Annotated in this window: 16 protein-coding genes, 1 pseudogene and 1 CRISPR repeat array; of the genes and pseudogenes, 10 read left to right on the top strand and 7 right to left on the bottom strand. The window is 72.4% G+C overall.

What is annotated here, in order from left to right; all coding sequences use genetic code 11:
* Positions 1–125: 125 nt before the first annotated feature.
* A complete protein-coding gene (locus ACQ5SO_RS10370) occupies positions 126–920 on the bottom strand; it encodes a sensor histidine kinase (protein ID WP_430941526.1) in 795 nt (264 codons plus the stop codon).
* Positions 921–1096: 176 nt separating this feature from the next.
* Between ACQ5SO_RS10370 and ACQ5SO_RS10375 the strand changes: the two genes are divergently transcribed.
* The 3 genes from ACQ5SO_RS10375 (at position 1097) to ACQ5SO_RS10385 (ending at position 2990) form a co-directional block, all read left to right on the top strand.
* Positions 1097–1915: a sensor histidine kinase gene (locus ACQ5SO_RS10375; protein ID WP_430941527.1), complete on the top strand. Its 819-nt coding sequence runs from the start codon at positions 1097–1099 to the stop codon at positions 1913–1915.
* A 69-nt stretch (positions 1916–1984) separates the two neighbouring features.
* Positions 1985–2431 carry a response regulator gene (locus tag ACQ5SO_RS10380; protein WP_430941528.1) on the top strand — a complete coding sequence of 149 codons (447 nt, stop codon included), beginning with the start codon at positions 1985–1987 and terminating at the stop codon, positions 2429–2431.
* A gap of 85 nt (positions 2432–2516) precedes the next feature.
* Positions 2517–2990, top strand: a complete 474-nt coding sequence (locus tag ACQ5SO_RS10385; RefSeq protein ID WP_430941529.1) for a response regulator — start codon at positions 2517–2519, stop codon at positions 2988–2990.
* A 225-nt stretch (positions 2991–3215) separates the two neighbouring features.
* Here ACQ5SO_RS10385 and ACQ5SO_RS10390 read toward each other — a convergent pair whose 3' ends face one another.
* Both ACQ5SO_RS10390 and ACQ5SO_RS10395 read right to left on the bottom strand, forming a co-directional pair.
* On the bottom strand, positions 3216–4742 hold the full coding sequence (locus ACQ5SO_RS10390) for a fused MFS/spermidine synthase (protein WP_430941530.1): 1527 nt from the start codon (positions 4740–4742) through the stop codon (positions 3216–3218).
* Between the two features lie 292 nt (positions 4743–5034).
* A complete protein-coding gene (locus tag ACQ5SO_RS10395) occupies positions 5035–5376 on the bottom strand; it encodes a hypothetical protein (protein WP_430941531.1) in 342 nt (113 codons plus the stop codon).
* A 228-nt stretch (positions 5377–5604) separates the two neighbouring features.
* On the opposite strand from ACQ5SO_RS10395, the gene ACQ5SO_RS10400 reads away from it, so the two are divergent.
* Positions 5605–7668, top strand: coding sequence for a YgiQ family radical SAM protein (locus ACQ5SO_RS10400; protein ID WP_430941532.1), 2064 nt, complete (start codon positions 5605–5607; stop codon positions 7666–7668).
* 54 nt (positions 7669–7722) lie between these two features.
* Here the strand turns inward: ACQ5SO_RS10400 and ACQ5SO_RS10405 are convergent, their stop codons facing one another.
* Positions 7723–9078 (bottom strand): RsmB/NOP family class I SAM-dependent RNA methyltransferase, encoded by a 1356-nt coding sequence (locus ACQ5SO_RS10405; protein WP_430941533.1) that lies wholly within the window; start codon positions 9076–9078, stop codon positions 7723–7725.
* A gap of 467 nt (positions 9079–9545) precedes the next feature.
* On the opposite strand from ACQ5SO_RS10405, the gene ACQ5SO_RS10410 reads away from it, so the two are divergent.
* Positions 9546–10760 carry a tyrosine-type recombinase/integrase gene (locus ACQ5SO_RS10410; protein WP_430941534.1) on the top strand — a complete coding sequence of 405 codons (1215 nt, stop codon included), beginning with the start codon at positions 9546–9548 and terminating at the stop codon, positions 10758–10760.
* Complete coding sequence (locus ACQ5SO_RS10415; protein ID WP_430941535.1) at positions 10757–11512, top strand: hypothetical protein; 756 nt, start codon at positions 10757–10759, stop codon at positions 11510–11512. The genes ACQ5SO_RS10410 and ACQ5SO_RS10415 overlap by 4 nt, the downstream gene beginning before the upstream one ends.
* A 132-nt stretch (positions 11513–11644) precedes the next feature.
* Here ACQ5SO_RS10415 and ACQ5SO_RS10420 read toward each other — a convergent pair whose 3' ends face one another.
* Positions 11645–12610, bottom strand: coding sequence for a hypothetical protein (locus ACQ5SO_RS10420; protein WP_430941536.1), 966 nt, complete (start codon positions 12608–12610; stop codon positions 11645–11647).
* Between the two features lie 367 nt (positions 12611–12977).
* On the opposite strand from ACQ5SO_RS10420, the gene ACQ5SO_RS10425 reads away from it, so the two are divergent.
* The 3 genes from ACQ5SO_RS10425 to ACQ5SO_RS10435 are packed head-to-tail and all read left to right on the top strand — an operon-like array spanning position 12978 to position 15448.
* The gene (locus ACQ5SO_RS10425; RefSeq protein WP_430941537.1) at positions 12978–13178 is read left to right on the top strand and encodes a helix-turn-helix transcriptional regulator; all 201 of its coding nucleotides are present in this window, start codon (positions 12978–12980) and stop codon (positions 13176–13178) included.
* Positions 13179–13181: 3 nt separating this feature from the next.
* The gene (locus tag ACQ5SO_RS10430) at positions 13182–13763 is read left to right on the top strand and encodes a DUF7146 domain-containing protein (protein WP_430941538.1); all 582 of its coding nucleotides are present in this window, start codon (positions 13182–13184) and stop codon (positions 13761–13763) included.
* Positions 13760–15448, top strand: a complete 1689-nt coding sequence (locus ACQ5SO_RS10435) for a DUF927 domain-containing protein (protein ID WP_430941539.1) — start codon at positions 13760–13762, stop codon at positions 15446–15448. The genes ACQ5SO_RS10430 and ACQ5SO_RS10435 overlap by 4 nt, the downstream gene beginning before the upstream one ends.
* 827 nt (positions 15449–16275) lie before the next feature.
* Here ACQ5SO_RS10435 and ACQ5SO_RS10440 read toward each other — a convergent pair.
* Entirely contained in the window at positions 16276–16479 is a 204-nt protein-coding gene (locus ACQ5SO_RS10440) for a hypothetical protein (protein WP_430941540.1), read from the bottom strand.
* Between ACQ5SO_RS10440 and ACQ5SO_RS10445 the strand changes: the two are divergent.
* A pseudogene (locus ACQ5SO_RS10445) lies at positions 16393–16671 on the top strand (hypothetical protein); the annotation flags it as partial. The gene ACQ5SO_RS10440 and the pseudogene ACQ5SO_RS10445 sit on opposite strands and share 87 nt — an antisense overlap.
* A gap of 89 nt (positions 16672–16760) precedes the next feature.
* Positions 16761–17215: a CRISPR direct-repeat array (repeat unit 37 nt; unit sequence GTCTCAATCCGCTTCCACGCGGGACTTTCTGCCGGAC).
* A 121-nt stretch (positions 17216–17336) separates the two neighbouring features.
* Here ACQ5SO_RS10445 and ACQ5SO_RS10450 read toward each other — a convergent pair.
* Positions 17337–19034, bottom strand: a complete 1698-nt coding sequence (locus ACQ5SO_RS10450; protein WP_430941541.1) for a hypothetical protein — start codon at positions 19032–19034, stop codon at positions 17337–17339.
* Between the last annotated feature and the right edge of the window lie 66 nt (positions 19035–19100).

The raw sequence follows: 19100 nt of genomic DNA on the forward strand, positions 1-19100 counted from the left end.
GGGCGGGGGGGGCCGGTTTCCGCCGATCCCATGACCCGCGCGCCGCGCCGCCCGGGCCGCGCCCGCCAGTCGACGCAAGTCATGCGCGGCAGTCGGCGCCCGCCAGTCGGCGCCCGCCACGCCCGTCAGTCGGCGCGCGGCAGCGTCAGCGCCACGGCGGCGCCGCCGTCGATCCCGTCCTCGATCCAGGCCCGCCCCCCGTGCCGCGCCGCGACCAGCGCGCAGAGCGCTAGGCCCAGCCCCGCCCCCGCCTGCCCCGTCCCCGGCTGCTCCGCCCCAACCTGCTCCGTCCCCGGCCGCCCAGTCCCAACCAGCTCCGCCCCCGCCTGCTCCGCCCCAACCTGCTCCGCCCCGGGCTGCAACCGCGTGAACGGCTCGAACGCCGCCGCGCGCCGCTCCGGGGGCACGCCGGGGCCGTTGTCGGCCACCCGCAGCGCCACCATCCCGCCGCCCGCCGCCCGGGCCTCCACCACCGCCAGCAGGCGGCGGTCGCGGCGCTGATGGGCGAGGGCGTTGGCCAGCATGTTCTGCAGCGCCTGCCCCAGCAGCGCGAGGTCCCCGCGCACCGCCGGCAGCGGCCCGGCCCGGATCTCGGCCCCCGCGGCGCGGATCACGGGCGCCAGGTCCTGCAGGCAGCCGGAGAGGAGCGCGTCCAGCTCCACCCGCGCGAAGGCGGGGGGCGCGGCCTCGGCCCGGGCCTCGTCCATCAGCGCGTCGATGCGCAGCCGCATCCGCGCGGCGGCGGCGGCGGCGAGGTCCAGCAGCTCCGCCGCCTCGGGGGGGAGCGCGCCGCCCTCCCCCCCGGCCAGCGCCGCCAGCGCCCCCTCGACGGTGTTCAGCGGCTGGGCGAGGTCATGGGCGGCGATCAGCGCGAAGCGTTTCAGGGCCCGCGCCTGCTCCAGCTCCTCCATCTCCTGCATCGCGTCCTCCTCGGCGCCGGTCCCAAGGCCGCCCCGGGGGCCGGTCCCGGGGCCTGCGCGCCGGGCCGACGCTAGCGCGTGGGGTAACCAGTTCTCAACCATGGCGTGCATTTTCTTGCGTTGAATTGCGCGCATCTCCCCCGGGGCGCGCGGCGACGGGAAGGAGCCAGGGACAGATGGACGGCGACCCGCCAGTTCTCCAGACGCCGGAGCGCCTCCAGGACCTCGCGGCCTGGGCGCTGCATGACCTGCGCGCGCCGCTGCGGGCCTTCGACGCGACGCTGGAGATGCTGGACGCGGGCGGCGGGAACCCGCAGGCGCTGGCCATCGCGGCCCGCGCGGCCCGGCGCATGGGGGCGACGCTGGACGGGCTCGCCCGCTATGCCGAGCATCACGCGAGCCCGTTGCAGATCGGGCCGGTCCAGCCCCTGGAAGCGGTCGAGGCGGCCTGGGCGGCAGCCGCCGCGACCTGGGAGGACGCGGCGGAGGGGGCCGGGGATGCACAGGCGGATGCGGCAGCGGATGAGCCTGGGGATGCGCCCACGCTGCGCGCCCGCAGCGCCGCCGCAAGCCACGCCGCCCGCGGCCGCCCCGCGGCGACGCTGGAGACCGCGCCCGCCCTCGCCCACGCGCCCCCCTGCCTGGCCGACGCGGGCGCGCTGCAGGCGATCCTCTCCGCGGTGTTCGACAACGCCGCCAGGTATGGCCGCGCCCCGCACGGCGCAGCGCGGGTGCGGGTGGAGGCCGGGGCCCGGGACGGGATGCTGCGGCTGCTGGTGCGCGACGACGGGCCGGGGGTGCCGCGGCATCTCGCCGGCGACGCGTTCGAGCCGCTGCGCCGCCTCGTCGCCCGGTCCGAGGTCGAGGGCGCGGGGCTCGGCCTCGCCGTCGCCCGGCTTCTCGCCGTGCGCCAGAACGGGCGGATCGACTTCATCGCCGCGCCCCGCGGGGCCTGCATTTCACTCAAACTGCCGCTGTTCATTTCACCGACTTAGCGATGCGTTAAGGGCCCGCCGTTACGTGTCTTCGACCGGCAGACCCGAGAGAGACCCGGCGGTTGACCCATGAAAATACTGGTCGTTGAAGACGATGAGCTCGACGCGCTGCAGACCGTGCAGGCGATCGAAAAGGCCGCCCCCGGGGCCGCGCTGCGCCTGTGCCCGACCGCGGACGCCGCGCTCGCCGCGCTGGCCGAGGACGCCATGTCGCCGCCCGATTTCATCATCGTCGACCAGCACCTGCCCGGCGTCGACGGGGCGGAGTTCCTGCGCCGGGTCAAGCGGCTCGGCCTCGCGCCCGCCGCCCAGTTCCTGATGCTGACCGGCGACGCCTCGGACCCGACCCGGGCCGAGGCGCTGGTCACCGATTTCCACGCCTTCCTGACCAAGCCGGTCTCCCGGCGCCGCCTGTCCGAGATCCTGCGCACCGGCGACGCGCGGTGGGAAATCGAGGACCTGCCGCTCGACCTCAACCTCTACCGCAAGCAACGCCCCCCCGCCGCGGGGGGCTGAGCCCCCCAGCCGCGGGCGGCGCCGCCCCCTCGCGCCGCGCAGCGGACCCGACCCGACCCCCACCGCCTTGCAGGAGCATCGCGCCTTGAGCACCGCCTCCCAGACGCCGCCGCACGCCGCGACGCCGTCGCCCGCCCCTGCCGGAAGCCCCGGCGGACGGGTCCCCGCCCGCCCTGCGCGGGTGCTGGTGGTCGACGACGACGCCTGGACGCGGCGGACGATGACCGGGCACCTGGTATCCGAGGGGCTGGAGGTCGAGTGCGCCGCCGGCCCCGAGGAGGCGATCCGCCTCTGGCACGCGCGCGAGGGCGGGTTCGACCTGGTGTTCATGGACATCCGCTTCCCGGGGGGCGAGAGCGGCTATGACGCCGCGCTGCGGCTGTCGCGGATGGACGGGACCCCGCCCGCGATCTTCGGCATGACCTCGTTCGACATCGCCGGGGGCGACATCGACCCGAAGGATTTCGGGATGCGCGAGCTGCTGGTCAAACCGCTGTTCAAGTGGCTGGTGGTCAACATCGCCCGCGCCCATTGCCCGGCGGCCGACCCGCCCGACTGAGCCGCTGGCGCGCCGCGGGGGCCGGAACGGCAGGCGGCGGTGCGTGGACGGCGGACGGCGGCGCGGCGGGCGCAGGAGCGACGGTCGGCGGCACGGCAGGCGGCGGGCGGCAGGGCGACGCGCAGCGGGCAGCGGGCAGCGGGCCGGCGGTCGGCAGGACGGCGGACGGCGGCGCGCGGCGCGAAGGCGGCGCGGGCGACCGGGCCGCAGGGACGGCGCGGGCGCTCAGTCCAGGATCGGCTCCAGCCCCAGCATCCGGTCGATCGGCGCATAATCATCGGTCAGCGGCGCGGGCGCCTTGCGCACCACGATCGCGTCGATGAACCCGGCGTCGAGCGCCGCGAACCGCTTCGGGTCGGGCGAGCGGGCGGCGACCATGCCCACCGGGCTCGGCCCGTCCGAGGCGAGCAGCACGAAGACCCGCCGCTGGTTCGGCCCGGGCGTCGTCGCCTCGGTCCACACCTCGACCGACGCGAAGGACGCGCGCAGCGTCTCGACCATCGCCGCCAGCGCGTCGAGCCGGCCGGTATTGTCGATCAGGTTCATCGCGAACACCCCCCCGGGTTCGAGCCGCGAGGCGACCAGCGCGAAGAACTCCGCCGTCACCAGGTGCGCGGGCACGGCGATGTCGGTGAAGGCGTCGCCCACCACCACGTCGTAGCGCGTCGCCTCGCCCGCCAGCGCCGCGCGCGCGTCGCGGTGCAGGATCCGCACCCCCGCCGGGTCGAACCAGAAATCCGCCACCGCCTGCTCGGTCACCGCGGGGTCGATCTCGGCCACCGTGATCCCGCCGATGCCCCGGTCCGTCCAGGCCCGCGGGACCGAGTAGGACCCGCCCCCGATGTGGAACGAGGTGAAGTCCCGCCCGCCCATCCGCATCCGCGGCAGCGCGTCCAGCATCGCGGCATGGTCGGTGAACATCACCCGCGGATCGCCCTTCGCCGAGATCCCGTGCGCCAGGTGGTCGATGGCCATCATCCGCACCGGGCCGTCCGGCACGTCCTCGGCCATCGTCACCGTGCGGATGCAGAAATAGCTGCTCTCGCGGTCGCAGATCGGGTCGATGGCGAGGCCCACGCCCCCCACGCCCCCGACCGCAAGCAGCGCCGCGCCCACCGCCGCGCCCTGCACCCGGTTCGCCCGCCCCAGCCCGAAGCAGATCGCGGCCGCCAGCGCGTAGACCGCGGCGATCACCGCCAGCGTGGCGACCGAGCCGAGCCAGGAGACGAACAGGAACCCCGCCAGCAGCGTGCCCGCGATCGCCCCCACCGCCCCGGCGGCGAACATCGCGCCCAGCGCCTGTTCCGAGCGGTCGCGCCCGCGCATCGCCACCACGGCGAAGACCGGCGCCGGGACCCCGGCGAACAGCGAGGGCAGGAAGAACACCGCCCCCGTCAGCGCCGCGATGGCGGCCAGCGGATGCTCGAGCCCCTGCAGCAGCGGCCCGGCCGTCGCCCGCAGCAGCGGCGTCGCCCCGGCGGTGGCGAGCGCGGCGGCGACCATGGTCCAGCCGGTCATGCGCAGCGCCCGCTCCGACGCCGCCGCGGCGATGCGCCCGCCCCACCAGTGCCCGACCGAGAACCCGGCGAGGACGACGGCGATGATCGCGGTCCAGGAATAGAGGCTCATGCCCACATAGGGGGCGATCATGCGCCCGGCGACGATCTCCACCACCAGCGAGGCGGCGGACACGGCGCCCTGCAGCAGGACGAGAAGCGCCAGCGGCGCGCGGGGGGGAGTGGTGTCTGTCATGGCGCCATTTGGGGCGCGCCGGGCGAAGCGGTCAACAGCCGCGCGCGCCCGGGGCGGCGCGCGCCCACTAAAAAAAGCGTCGTGATCGCCCGAAGACTTGGGCGCAGCCCGCCCGGAGCCCGAACAGATCCGAAAACATCCCCGCCGACCGGGGCATCGACACCAAGGAGCCCCAAAAACACCGTAAATTCTACATTCAGATTTCGGCGGCCGGCGGGGCGGGCGCGAACGCCTCCGCGTCGGGGCGCACCCTACCCCGCGGGGCGCCGCGCGGCGCGGCCGGGGCGGCCGGTCAGACGGCGGCGGCGCGCGCCGCCGGATCCGCCCCGCGCTCCAGCAGCTCGAGCCGCGCCGCGGGGCTCATCCGCGCATCGGCGGCGAGCGCGCCCGCCCGGCCCGCGGCGGCGAGGGGCAGGCCCAGCTCGAACCCCAGCGCAAGCCAGCGCCTCGCGTGGCCGCGCATCCCGAAGCCGAGGGCGCGGGCGCGCAGCGCCTCGGCGCGCACCGCCCCCGGGGGCAGCGCGGCGACGCGCGGGCCATGATGCGCGGCCGCCCAGGCCTCCATCTCCGACAGGAACGCCTCGAGGGCGCGGGCTTCCATCTTCCTGATCTCGGTCATCGATATGTCGAGCATTCGGGCTCTCCTTTCGCGGCGCCGGTTTCGCGGCGCCCGTTTCGCGGCGTCTGGCGCGGGACATGCCCCTTGGTCGCGGCCCGGGCGCGGGCGGTTCAAAGTTTTTCGCGGGCCCCGGACCGGGGCGGCGGGGCCCTTCAACCGGCGCCCGGGAGTCCCATTTTCATTGCGGATCGGCGGTTCAGCGCGTATTGAGCGCCCTTTGATGGCGACATGCGGTTGGAACACATGCTCCCCTCCCAGACCTCCTCCCCGTATCAGGCGCCGGTCACGCCCCTGCACCCCGCCCCCGCGCCGGTGCGGCGCCCGGCGCCGTGGCTGCCGATGAACCGGGCCGAGATGAAGCGGCTCGGCTGGGACGAATGCGACATCGTGCTGGTGACCGGGGACGCCTATGTCGACCATCCCAGCTTCGGCATGGCCATCATCGGCCGGCTGCTGGAATCCCGCGGCTTCCGCGTCGGCATCATCTCCCAGCCCGACTGGAATTCGGCCGAGCCGTTCAAGGCGCTGGGCCGCCCGCGGCTGTTCTTCGGGGTCACCGGCGGCAACCTCGACAGCATGGTCAACCGCTACACCTCGGACCGCAAGCTGCGCTCGGACGACGCCTACACGGCGGGGGGCGAGGGCGGAAAGCGCCCCGACCGCTGCACCATCGTCTATACCCAGCGCTGCCGCGAGGCCTACAAGGACGTGCCCGTGATCCTCGGCGGGATCGAGGCGTCGCTGCGCCGGATCGCCCATTACGACTACTGGTCGGACAAGGTCCGCCGCTCGATCCTCGCCGACGCCAAGGCGGACCTGCTGCTCTATGGCAACGCGGAGCGCGCGGTGGTCGAGGTGGCCGAGCGCATCGCCGCGGGCGAGACGGCGAAGGAGATCACGGACGTGCGCGGCGTCGCGCTGTTCCGCAAGGTCCCCGAGGGGTTCACCGAGATCCCGGTGGACGACATCGACAGCCCCGATGAAGGGGCCCGCCGCACGGGCTTCGACACCGTGATCCGGCTTCCGTCCTTCGAGCAGGTGGAGAAGGACAAGGACGCCTATGCCCGCGCCTCCCGCGTTCTGCACCGCGAGGCGAACCCGGGCAACGCCCGCGCCCTGGTGCAGCGCCACGGCGACCGGGACCTGTGGCTGAACCCGCCGCCCATCCCGCTCACGACCGAGGAGATGGACGCGGTCTACGACCTGCCCTACGCCCGCGCCCCCCACCCGGACTACGGCGACGCCAAGATCCCCGCCTGGGACATGATCAAGACCTCGGTCACCATCATGCGCGGCTGCTTCGGCGGCTGCACCTTCTGTTCGATCACCGAGCACGAGGGGCGCAAGATCCAGAGCCGCTCCGAGGCGTCGATCCTGCGCGAGATCGAGAACATCCGCGACAAGACCCCGGGCTTCGCGGGGGTGATCTCGGACGTGGGCGGGCCGACCGCCAACATGTACCGGATGGCCTGCAAGGACCCGAAGATCGAGGCGGCCTGCCGCCTGCCCTCCTGCGTGTTCCCCGACATCTGCCCCAACCTCGACACCTCCCACGACGACCTGATCCGGCTGTACCGCAAAGTGCGCGAGGTGAAGGGGGTGAAGAAGGTGATGGTGGCGTCCGGCGTGCGCTATGACCTCGCCGTCACCAGCCCCGAATACGTGGAAGAACTGGTGACGCACCATGTCGGCGGCTACCTCAAGATCGCGCCCGAGCATACCGAGCGCGGGCCGCTCGACGTGATGATGAAGCCCGGGATCGGGACCTATGACCGGTTCAAGGAGATGTTCGACGCCGCCGCGAAGAAGGCGGGGAAGAAGTACTACCTGATCCCCTATTTCATCGCCGCCCATCCCGGCACGACGGACGAGGACATGATGAACCTCGCCCTCTGGCTGAAGAAGAACAAGTACCGCGCCGACCAGGTGCAGACCTTCCTGCCGTCCCCGATGGCGACGGCGACGGCGATGTATCACACCGGGGTCAACACGCTGAAGGCGGTGCGGCGCGGGGGCAATGAGGCGGTGGAGACGGTGCGCCGCGGCCGCCAGCGGCGCCTGCACAAGGCGTTCCTGCGCTACCACGACCCCGAGAACTGGCCCCTGCTGCGCGAGGCGCTGAAATCCATGGGCCGGGCCGACCTGATCGGGTCGAAGCCGCACCAGCTGGTCCCCGCCACGCAGCCCGGCGCGGCGAAGGCCAGCGCCCGCAACCCGTCCGGGCGGCCCAATTCGCGCGCCCGCACCTTCACCACCAAGGGCGTGCCCTTCCCCAAGGGCCCCAAGGGGCCGACGAAGAAACGCTGAGGCGCCGCGCGCGGGGCCTCCCCCGGGCGGCGCCCGGGCGGCGCCCGGCGGGCCTCAGCCCCCCGCCGGGGTCCCGGCCGGGGCCTCCGGGACCTCCGGGGCCTCGGCGCGCACCATCACCGCGGCGAAGAACCCGTCGGTGTCATGGCGCGCCGGGGTCAGGGACAGGGCGTCCCCCTCGAACGCGCCCGGCGCCGCCGCGGCCAGCTCCGGCGCCGCCTCGGCCACGGGAACCTGGCGGAAGTCCGGGGCCCCGGCCAGGAAGGCCGCCACCTGGTCCTCGTTCTCCTCCGCCAGCAACGAGCAGGTCGCATAGACCAGCCGCCCGCCCGGCTTCACCAGCCGCGCGGCGCTGGCCAGGATCCGGGCCTGCAGCGCGGCCAGCGCCGCCAGCCCCTCGCCCTCGTCGCGCCAGCGGGCGTCGGGATTGCGCCGCCAGGTGCCCGTGCCGCTGCAGGGCGCGTCCACCAGCACCCGGTCGAAGGTCCCCTTGCGGCGCTTGACCCACTTGTCGCTCTCGCCGCTCAGCAGCTTCGTCTCGACATTGTGCAGGCCCGCCTTGCGCAGCCGCTCGGCGCAGCGTTTCAGCCGCGCCGCGTTGACGTCGCAGGCCACGACATGGCCCTTGCCCTCCATCCCCGCGGCCAGCGCCAGCGTCTTGCCCCCGGCCCCGGCGCAGAAATCCACCGCCCGCTCGCCCGGCCGCGCATCCACGAGCGCGGCGACGAGCTGCGAGCCCTCGTCCTGGATCTCGATCTCGCCGGTCTTCAGCCCCTCGAGCCGGGCGAGCGAGAAGCTCTCGCGCACCCGCACCCCGAGGGGGGCGAGCGGGGTCGGCCCGGCGTCGAGGCCGAGCGCCTGCAGCTCCAGCACCACCGCCTCGCGGGTGGAGCGCAGCGGGTTGACCCGCAGGTCCACGGGGGGCGGGGCGAGGGTGGCCTCCATCTCGGCGGCGAAGGCGTCCCCGAAGCGGCGTTTCAGGGGGCCGAGCGCCCAGGGCGGGCATTCGAGGCGCACCCAGTCGGGCATGTCGGGATGCTCGAGCGCGCCCCCCTCGACGAGCTCCTCGGCCAGGCGCCGCTCGCGCCCGGTCAGGGCGGGCGGGGCGAAGCGGTCGCCGCTGAACAGGCGCGCGGCCTGCTCGGGCGTGCGGCCCTCGCCCAGCAGCAGCCAGGCCAGGACCCGCAGGCGCGCGTCGTCCGGGGCGTCGAGCCGCTCGAGGTTCCAGCCGAGCCGGGCGGTGCAGCGCAGCAGGGCGCCGAGCATCCCCAGCACGGCGCCGCGGTCGCGCTCCTCGATATAGCGGCGGGAGCGCAGGAAGGCCGAGGTGACGGCGTCGGCGGGGCGCGGGTCCTGCTCGACGGCGTGCAGCAGGTCGATGACGGCGGAGAGGCGAGCGGCAGGGGTCACGGCAGGGGGCCCAGTCTGGAAGCGCGGCGGACGGACGGCGCGGCGGGATGCGGGCGCGTGGGAGCGCCCCCGGGGGCCGAGAGGGCCGTGCGCGGCGCCGGCGCGGCGGCGGTTGCACCGCCTGTCTACCGGGCGGGCCGGCGTTTGCAAACCGGCATTCGCGGGGCGGGGCGGGCGGGACGGCGGGCCCGGCTGCTGCTGGGCGGCGATGGCCGGCCGCCGCGACGACGGCGCGGCTCCCCCTGAAAACATGGCGCCGGCTGAGGGACTCGAACCCCCGACCCCCTGATTACAAAGCTCTCTGGGTACTATATATAGTGGTTCCGCTTTGTTCCGGTTTATACCTAAGCCGCTGATATAACGAAATGTGTGATTTCCGGGGATACCAAATGATCCCTAGATATTCCGGCCCGCCGGCGACATAGTGGCGACACGAACGCCCCCGCAGATCGCTCACGGACCACGCCATGAAGCTCACCGAAAAGCGCGTGCGAGACGCCCGCCCAGGGCCCGGCACGCAGATCGTCTGGGACGAGACGGCCAAGGGCCTCGGCCTTCGCATCACCCAGAAGGGCGTGAAGTCCTACGTCGTGGAGTACCGCATCGACGACCTGAAGCGTCGCGCGACGCTGGGCCGGGCCGACGCGCTTTCGCTGGCCGAGGCGCGGGACAGGGCGCTCGCCTGGAAGCAGCAGGCCAGGGAGGGCGCCGATCCGCTGGCCGAGACCCGCGCCCGCAAGGCCGCGCCGCGCATGGACGAGGCGCTGGACAGGTTTCTGAACGAGTACATCCCGCGCCGCCTCGCGCTGGGCAAGATGGCCCCCAGCACGGCCGCCGAGTATCGCCGCCAGATCGAGCGACACCTGCGCCCGGCGCTGGGCCGGATGAAGGTGCGGGACGTCACGGCGCGCGACATCGCGGCGATGCTGGCCGACGCGCCCCTGCCCGAGCGGACGGGCAAGAAGAAGGCGGGGCGCGGCCCCCTCGCGCCGGTCGCGGCGAACCGGGTCACGTCCCTCTGCTCGCGCGTGTTCCGCCTGTGCGAGGACTGGGAGTGGCGTCCGCAACACTCCAATCCCGCCCGCAGCATCGAGAAGGCGCGCGAGGAGCCGCGGGACAGGACCTTCTCGGATCGCGAACTCGGCGCGCTGGGCGCGGCCCTGACCCGGAACGGCGCCAACGAGGAAGCGATCCTCGCGATCCGCCTCGCCGCGCTGACCGGGCTGCGGATCGGCGAGATCGTCGGGATGCGTTGGGAGGACCTGGACCTTGATGCGGGCCTGCTGACCCTGCCGCGCACCAAGACGGGCCGCCGGATCCACTCCCTGCCCGCCGCGGCGGTGGAGCTGCTGCGGGACGCGCGGCGCATCGGCGCCCATGTCATCGCGGGCCGCGAACGGGATCGCCCGCTCAACATGCGCACAGTGCGGGACGCGTTCGTCAACGCGGTCGAGACCGCGGGGTTGCGCGACGCCCGGATACACGACTTGCGGCGCACGGTGATGACCCGCGCCGCCGCCAGCGGGGCGAGCGCTCACCTGCTGCGCGACATGGTGGGGCACAAGACCACCGCGATGGCGGATCGCTACATCCGCAACGCGGGGGAGCCGCTGCTGGAGCTGCGCGAGCGGATCGGCGGCGAAATGGCCGCGCAGGTGATGGGCGGGATGAAGGAAGAATGACGGCGAGAAAGCCTCGCAAGCCGCCCGTCCGCTTCTTCAAGCTGAAAGACACCCAGCTCGACCTGCCGACGCCCGACGAACTGGAATCGCTTGCCGAGCAGCTTGAAGCGGCCGGGCTGGCCGCTCGTGTGAGCGGAACCTTCCTGACCGCTGCGCGCTTCCTGGATGACGACGCGGACCGCGGCTTCGTCGTTCACCTGTTCGAAGGATATGCCAATGCCGGCCTGCTGCCCCGAGAGGTCGCGGCATTCATGACCCTGTTGCTCGAGCCGATCTGGGAAGGTCAACCGGCGGAAGACCTGATCAGCGACGACGACCTGATGTTCGTGCTGACGCAGCCGCACAAGCCGCCACGCTGGACCGGCCCTTTGCACGACGCGCTGCTGACCGCCTTCTGGAGATACGCCGTCGGCGTCGGAAAAGACCTGAATGGAGCCTTCGGGCTGAGCAAGGGCCAGAAGGGTCGTGGAGCGATGGTTGACCCGGTGATCGACTTCGCAACGGCGAAATGGATCCACGTCGGCCGCGCCTTGCTCATGCGGGACGCCGCCGAGGCCTACCTGGCCAGACGAGGCAAGGCGCCCAAGCCTCGCTTCATCTCGATGGATGCCCTTCTGATCGAGATGGAGGCGCTGGGCGCAGAAGGCGCACCAGACGCCACGCGTCCGAAGGCGACGAGCAAGCGCACGCTCGAGCGCCGGAACAGCAGGTTTTTCGAGGCAATGACCAAGGAACGCTACGAGATCGCCTGAGCCGGCGCGCCAACGGATCTGAGTGCAGCAAACGCCTCCCTGCGTGGGAGCGCCCCCCGGGACGACGGGACCGATCCGCCGGTCAAGCGCCCCAACACGCCAGGAGCGACGACGGGGGGGCGCGCCGAGACATCAAGCAAAGAGGAGCGAGGACAGAAAGGCGATGAGCCCGGCGAAAACCGCCATGGCCATCCAGCTGATCGCCTTGGAAATGCCGTTCAGCGTCGCCTCGGTGCGGAACATGAAGCCCATCCAGTCCTCCCGGGTGGGCGATTGCAGCCGTTCCGCGTCCAGCTCATCTTCCTCGGCATCACCCTCCGGCCACTCGTCCTCTTCGCGGTCAGGCAAGCTGGCGGACCCCAGTCGCGTTCGCACCGTGAGGGACGCGGGGGGGATCGGGTCGTCCTTCCAGATCTCGTCCTTGCGCTGCCGCGTGGAAAGGAACGCTTCAGGCGTCTCGTCGAGATTGGCGATGTCTGTCGGCCTGTCGAGGAACTTGATCGGCCTGCCCTCATCCACGGACGGAGACCACTCCGCATAGAAGCCCGGAAACCTCATGACCTCAACAGACGCGTGCAGTTCAGCATCCGGCGCCGAAAGCTCCGCGACGAGCATGTCGAAGACGTCGGGCGCCAGGTTGGCCTGCAGATAGAAGCCTCCTTCACGAACACCATCGAACCCCCTGTCGGGCTTCATGCCGGCAAAATAGGCGCGCTGAGCAGCCGGCTCCTCCGTCCGGATCACGGAAACGCGCACGGTGTCATAGCGTCGAGCGCGTCCGAAAAAGGACAGGCTGTAGCGTCCGTACCCTGACGCCTGCACGACGCCCGTTGCGACCACGGCGATGTCGCCATGCGGAGCGCGCGCGTGCGCCGTGGAGCCGGCTTCAAGGTCGCCGTGATCATCGACGGCGCCGGTGAAGACCGGAAGGTCCCGTCGTAGTTCGACATCGACGCATGCGAGCTCCAAACGTCCGAACTCGAACGGCACATATGGCCGAGCCCCCTCGGGAATGACGCCGTCATCATCGGCCTCGAAGAAGCCGGACTCTCCGGGACCCGACGTCGTGTCGGGTTCCCCGCGATAGAGAACCTGCATGCCACACCCTTTTCAGCTGTCGGCGCAATGTCGATCCAGATCAGACGCCTCACCCTTTAGAAAAACAACCAATACCGCGAAAAAAATATTTCCGCGTCCGCGCAAATATTCACTGAGCAACCTCGCCCATCGGCAGCTCGGAGGCTGCGCGCGGACAGCGTTCTGGGGAACCGCTGCGAGGAGGGAAGCACGCCCGAGACGCTCGCCGATTTGCCGAAAACGGCGAGACAAAGAGGTCTCCTCAAGCAGTCAAAAACGCCGCCAAATCTGAGCGCTTTCGTGTCGGAGATCCGCCCGTGAGTTAGGGGCAAACCTCAGGGTACGCGGTTCAACAGACCGCAACCGAAACCATCCCCGAGGCAGCCCCATGCATATCGATCCCGTCCGCTTCTACACTCCCTCCGACCCGGAACTGCGCCAGGTCGCCGCCCGCCAGACCCTCGCCCGCTGGCGGCATGAAGGCCGAGGCCCCGCCTATCACAAGTCCGGGTCGCGGGTGCTCTACCGCGGCGCCGACATCCTCGCCTGGCTCGACGCCCGCCGCGTCACGCCCCTGGCGGAGGGCTGAGCGATGAGCGTCCAGTTCACCCTGCGCGCCGACGCCCTGCCCCGCGCCGACCGCCCCGCCGCCATCCATGCCGGGAGCGCGCCCGTCGAAGGCACGCCCGCGGAGCGGTGGCTGCGCCGCCTCGGCCTCGATCGCCCGCCGCCGGAGGCGTTGCGATGGCGGTGGGGGCGGCGGTCGGCGCTCGTCGCCCCGCTCACCCTCCCGGACGACCCGAAGCCGCGCGCGATCCTGCGCGTGTTCCTCCTCTCCAGCGGCGCCGAGAGCCGATGCCTGCCCACCACGCTGCTCACCGGCGCCTCCGAGGGATGCGCCATTCACCTACAGGACGGCGACGGCCCCTTGATCCTGTGCAGCGGCCTCGAGGACGCCATCGGGCGCTTCAATGACGTCGCCGGACGGGCCGCCCGTCTCTGGGCCGGCCTCGACGATGACCATCTCGCCGAGATCGCCCTGCCGACGACGCCCGGTCGCCTTCTCCTTCCCGCCAGGATGGAGGAGGGCGCCCGGCGCCGCCTGACCCGGCGCGCCGCCGCCGAAGGCTGGCGCGTCTCGCCCCTGCCCCGACGCGAGGGAGAAGACCGATGACCTGCCCCCTCCCTCCCGGCTTCCGGCGCGCGCCCTCGGGGATCGAGCTGCACAACCCCGCCTCGGACAGCTGGGCCCCGCTCTGCGGCCCGCTGGAGATCCTCGCCAGGACCCGCGACGGGGATGGCCTGTCCTGGGGCGTGCATGTCGCCCTCACGGACCCCGACGGACGGCGGCACGAGAAGCTGATCGCACGCCATCGCCTTTATTCCGAACCCGGCGCGGCGGTCGCCGAGCTGGTGGATGCGGGCCTGTGCCTGTCGCCCGGCCGCAGGGCGAAGGAGGCGCTGGCCGAGTTGTTGCTCACCGTCGAGCCCGCCGCGCGGCTGCGCATCACCCGCCGCCCCGGCTGGACCGACGACAGCCGCCGCGCCTTCACCCTCGGCGACGGCCGCGCGCTGGGCGCGGAGCAGGTGCGGCTGCAACCGGACGGCCCCATGCAGACCGCGGCGGCCATGACCGCCCGAGGAGATCTCGGCGACTGGCGGCGCGAGGTCGCCGCCCGCTGCATCGGCAACCCCTTGCTGGCGGCGGCGGTCAGCTTCGCCCTGTCCGGTCCGCTCCTGCGCCCGCTCGGGATCGAGGGCGGCGGCCTTCACCTGCGCGGCGCGTCCAGCCGGGGCAAGAGCACCGCGCTGCGCGTGGCCGCCGGCGTCTGGGGCGATCCGGGCGGGCTCGTCGCCAGCTGGCGCAGCACGGCGAATGGTCTCGAGGCGCTTGCGACCGGGGCCAATGACACGCTGCTGCTGCTCGATGAAATCGCCGAGATCGAGGCCCGCGACGCGTCGAAGGCCGCCTACATGATCGCCAACGGCCAGGGCAAGGCGCGGGCGCGCAAGTCGGGCGGCCTGCGCCCCGCGGCGACATGGCGGACCAACCTGCTGTCCTCGGGCGAGATCTCGCTGGCCGAGAAGCTGCGCGAAGAGCGCCTTCGACCGGCCGCCGGGCAGGAGCTGCGGCTGCTGGACATCCCCGCCGACGGCTTCGCCCATGGCGCGTTCGACCGGCTCCACGACGCGGCGGACGGGGCCGGCTTCGCCCGCGCGCTGGGCGCCGCCTGCGGGTCGGCGCATGGCACGGCAGGTCCGGCGCTGGTCGAGGCGCTCTGCGCCGATGGCGCCGCCATGGTCGAGGAGGCGCGGCGACTGATGGCGCGGGCCGAGGCGCGCCTGCGCGGCGCTCTGGGCCCAGAGCCGGACGGCCAGGTTCTGCGCGCGTTGAACCGCTTCGCGCTGATCGCCGCCGCGGGAGAGCTGGCCAGCGCATTGGGCCTGACCGGCTGGCCCGCGGGAGAGGCCGAGGACGCCGCGCTGGAGCTGCTGCTCCTCTGGCGCGACGCCCGCGGCGGCGAGGGCGCCACCGAGCTCGCCGCCGCCATCGGCCGCGTCCGGGACCACCTGTTGCGCCATCCCGGCCGGTTCGAGCCGTTGGCGACGGCGGGAGAGGTCCCCTGGAAGACCGAGCGGGACGGGTGGTCGAATGACGAAGCGGCCTGGTTCACGGACGAAGCCTGGACGCGGATCCACGCGCCCATGGCAGGCGAGCAGGCCGGACGCCTGCTGCGGGACGCAGGGGTGCTGATGCAAGTGGAACGCGATCGCCTGCAGCAGAAGCTGCCGCGGGCGGTGGACGGCGCCCGGCCGCGATGCTGGCGCGTGCGCCGCGCGGCGCTGGAGGAAAGCTGACGGGACAAGCGGGACAGGCGGGACACGTTTGAAAACAAGGGGAAACCGGCGGGGTCGGAGTGGGACGCGGGCGGCGTCGACGGGACGGCCTGTCCCGCTCGTCCCCGGTCCGTCACCGGCGGGTCCCGAAAAACCCTCCTGAAATCAACGATGTCCCGGCGTCCCGCTTGTCCCGGCCATGAGAGAAGCGCTTGCAGGGTCTCGATGATGAAAAATGCACAATATTCGAGGCGAAGCGCGTTCCCGGCCATATCGCATCGCCCCGCTCCGCCCCCGCGCGGCCCCTCTCGGTTCCGCGCGATGACGTGGCGGATCACGATCCGACCATCACAGCGTCCCGCATTGCACCGCCGACATCCTCATCCTACCGTCAGGCGGTCCCCAAATCCGAGGCACAGATGTCCGAACCCACCGGCCTGCGCGCCTTCCTCGCCGCCGCGCCCTTCGGCGAAGCCGACCTGCCCGGCCTCCTGCCCGAATGGCGCATCGCCCGGGTCACCGTGGCCGTCCGCGGCGCCGCCGCCCTCGCGCGCGACCCGCACGCCCCCTCGCAGATCCGCGGCGCCATGGGGCGGGCGCTGGCGGAAGGCGCCTCTCCGGCCGCGCTCGACCGCAAGGCCTGCGACTGGGAGGCGCCCTGCGCCTATGACCTGCTGTTCAACCCCATGGGCCGGATGACCGCGGGGCTCGAGATCCCCAAGCCCTGGGTCATGGCGCTGGACGCCGACGGGCCGGACCTCTCGGTCGCCCTCTCGCTCTTCGGCGTGGCGGGGGACTGGGCGGGCGAGGCGGCGGACGGGCTGGTGCGCGGCCTGCGCCGGGGCCTGTCACGCCCCGGCTTTCAGCGCCCCGAGATCCTCGGCCGCCGGATCGAGCGCGCGCAGGGCCTGCCCGAACCCGCCCTGCCCCTCGGGGCGCGGCTCGAGTTCCTCAGCCCGCTGCAGCTGCGCGGCGCCGGCGCGCCGCAGCTCGACCCGCGCAGCCTGCTCGCCTCGCTCGGCAACCGGGCCGCGGGGCTGGCGCGCTGGCACGGGCTGCGCCTGGCGCTGGACCCCGAGCGCTTCGTGCACGCGGCTGCGCGGGCGGCGGCGGCGGCGCGGTGGGACGGGGTGGAGGAGAAACGCTGGCGGCGCGGGTCGGCGGCGCAGAACCGGGAGATCCCCCTGGCCGGCGTGACCGGGCGGCTCGACCTTCCGGTGCTGGAGGGGGAGCAGGCGGCGCTGCTTGCGCTGGGCGCGCAGCATCACGCCGGGGCGCGCACGACGCTCGGGCTGGGGCGCTATGCGCTCAGCCCGCTGGGGCTGGCCGCCTGAGAGAAAACCGCTTCCACGCGGGACTTCCTGCCGGACATCGGTCTCACCGTGCAGCTTTTCGGCGTGCAGTCTCAATCCGCTTCCACGCGGGACTTCCTGCCGGACCCGGCGCCTGAAGGCAGGGCCTGCCGAGGGACGTCTCAATCCGCTTCCACGCGGGACTTTCTACCGGACTCCTGCTGCCCAACGCCACCCCCACCGCGGGGAGTCTCAATCCGCTTCCACGCGGGACTTTCTGCCGGACGGGAGTTCCTCGAGGAGGGGGATTCGGATGTCCACATGTCTCAATCCGCTTCCACGCGGGACTTTCTGCCGGACCCTTCAAGCTGACCCTCCGAACCTTCACCACGTCTCAATCCGCTTCCACGCGGGACTTTCTGCCGGACGCTGGCGGATACTGCAAGGAGTGCAGAGGATGTCTCAATCCGCTTCCACGCGGGACTTTCTGCCGGACAGCATCTCTGCAACGGCTTGCCAAGGCTAAGAAATCAGGAACAAATCTGCAAACGAAAAATCCTGGCGCCCGAAATCCAGCGCCAAGACCTTCGGCTCGAGGCATTTTCTCCAAATAGCATTCAGGAATCATGGGCTTGCGAGAGTCCTGCGGACGAATCCGAGGGCGCGGGGGCCTCCGCGGCGCCGCGCTCCGCCGCCCCCTCGCCGCCATGAACGGAAGAAATCAGCACCGCGGCCACGGCGCAGACCACACAGATCGCCCACAGGATGCCCCGCAAGCCGCGCCGGAACACCGGCGTCCCGCGCCTGCCGCGCAACACCGGGCCCAAGGCGACGGCGAGGAAGGCGAACAGGGCGCTGAGCGTGCACCCGGCGCCCGTCTGCGCCCAGGCCTTGCCGAACACCGCGCCCGCGACGGGCAGGTCGCCCAGCACCGGCGCCAGGGTGAAGCCGAGGCCGATCACCGCGGCGATGGTGGCGATCTCGGTCAGGCGCTCGGCGCTGTTCGCGGCCCGCTCGCTCTCGAGCGCGGCGGCATGGGCCATGGCGCGGTCGAGCTCGGCCGACACCTCCTCGAACAGCGCGTCGAGGCCGATGGCCCCGCGGAGCATATCGTTGAGCTCCCGCGCCTGGACCTGGTTGGAGACGCCGGTGAAGCGGTGAACGTGGGAGAATTCGACGAAGTCGTCGGCGATGGCGGCGAGGTCCTGGCGCAGGTCGTGGCGGGCCTCGCCCCTGTCGCATTTCGGGTTCCGCAGGTCCGCGGCGTGCTTGCGCGCAAGGTCGGTGAGGCGGGCGGAGAAGGCGAGCAGCGCGGCCTGTTCGAGATAGGCGAGCAGGACCATCTGCGTGTAGTGGCGGCGCACGTGGTGGACGACGTGGTTCTCGAAGAACCAGCCGCAGCCGACGGCGGCGAGCTGGTAGCTGCAGATGGTGATGCGCGAAGCGCCGCCGCGCTCCGCCTCGGGGTGGGGGGCGAAGCGGTCGTAGAACAGGACCGGCTCGGTCCGGTCGAGGAAGTCCTTGTTGTAGGGCCAGGGGTCGCGCCCCGCGACGTCGGCGGCGCCGATGCGATGCCAGTCTCCGTCCGAGACTTGCTCGAGCACCTCGGTCGGCCCGCCGCCGAGCGAGATCGTGGCCACCTGGAAGGCGCGTTCGTCGACGATCTGGCGGAAGCTCAGGGGTGATTTGGCCTTGCGCTTCCCCAGCTCGAGCGGCTTGAGCAACTCGGTCCACCAGCCGAATTTCGCCGGCGCGCCGTGGTCGAGGAGGTGTGCCTGCGCGCTGGCCTGGAGGCCGGCCGGGCCGGGGGAATGCGTGGTCCAGCCCTCGTCGCCATCGTAGAGCACCTGCACCGCGCTGGGCGAACGGCCGGGGGCGACGCCGTTGATCCAGAAGGGCGCGTGGGTGCGGCGCAGCTGGTCCAGCGCATCCTGGGCGAGCGCGAGGGTCAGGGGGACCGGCGCGTTGTCGTCCGGCGCGCCGTTGCGGTCTTCGACGACGCCGAGATGCGTGAGCTCCATGGCCACGACGGCGACGCCCACATCCATCAGGCCGAGGGCGAAGCGGTCGACCCGGTAGCGGCTCCACAGGCAGCGCTCGTCCAGGCCGTCCCAGAGGCGGGCGCGAATCTCCTTCGGCGCGCGGGCGCCGCGCGTGTACCAGTGCAGAACCGGGTCCTTGCCCATCAGGTCCGGATAGAGGAACCCCTGGACCGTTTCGTAGAAGTAATCAATTTCGTGGAAGAGGCCGACGCCGCCATCGGGGCTCCCTTCGGCTCCAGCACCGGTTGCGTTGAGAAACTTCGCACCCCTCACCCAATTTTCTTTTTCAAGCTTGGAGCGAACGTGATCCATCGCTGCATCTGGCGCAGACAGATCGGA

The organism is Rhodovulum sp. DZ06 (genome assembly GCF_050586345.1).
GTDB lineage: Bacteria > Pseudomonadota > Alphaproteobacteria > Rhodobacterales > Rhodobacteraceae > JBOCEF01.

Bases quoted from the DNA above. Each gene is read 5' to 3' on its own strand.
- ACQ5SO_RS10370 (WP_430941526.1), bottom strand. From the start codon at position 920: ATGCAGGAGATGGAGGAGCTGGAGCAGGCGCGGGCCCTGAAACGCTTC.
- ACQ5SO_RS10375 (WP_430941527.1), top strand. From the start codon at position 1,097: ATGGACGGCGACCCGCCAGTTCTCCAGACGCCGGAGCGCCTCCAGGAC.
- ACQ5SO_RS10380 (WP_430941528.1), top strand. From the start codon at position 1,985: ATGAAAATACTGGTCGTTGAAGACGATGAGCTCGACGCGCTGCAGACC.
- ACQ5SO_RS10390 (WP_430941530.1), bottom strand. From the start codon at position 4,742: ATGACAGACACCACTCCCCCCCGCGCGCCGCTGGCGCTTCTCGTCCTG.
- ACQ5SO_RS10395 (WP_430941531.1), bottom strand. From the start codon at position 5,376: ATGCTCGACATATCGATGACCGAGATCAGGAAGATGGAAGCCCGCGCC.
- ACQ5SO_RS10400 (WP_430941532.1), top strand. From the start codon at position 5,605: ATGCTCCCCTCCCAGACCTCCTCCCCGTATCAGGCGCCGGTCACGCCC.
- ACQ5SO_RS10410 (WP_430941534.1), top strand. From the start codon at position 9,546: ATGAAGCTCACCGAAAAGCGCGTGCGAGACGCCCGCCCAGGGCCCGGC.
- ACQ5SO_RS10415 (WP_430941535.1), top strand. From the start codon at position 10,757: ATGACGGCGAGAAAGCCTCGCAAGCCGCCCGTCCGCTTCTTCAAGCTG.
- ACQ5SO_RS10420 (WP_430941536.1), bottom strand. From the start codon at position 12,610: ATGCAGGTTCTCTATCGCGGGGAACCCGACACGACGTCGGGTCCCGGA.
- ACQ5SO_RS10425 (WP_430941537.1), top strand. From the start codon at position 12,978: ATGCATATCGATCCCGTCCGCTTCTACACTCCCTCCGACCCGGAACTG.
- ACQ5SO_RS10430 (WP_430941538.1), top strand. From the start codon at position 13,182: ATGAGCGTCCAGTTCACCCTGCGCGCCGACGCCCTGCCCCGCGCCGAC.
- ACQ5SO_RS10435 (WP_430941539.1), top strand. From the start codon at position 13,760: ATGACCTGCCCCCTCCCTCCCGGCTTCCGGCGCGCGCCCTCGGGGATC.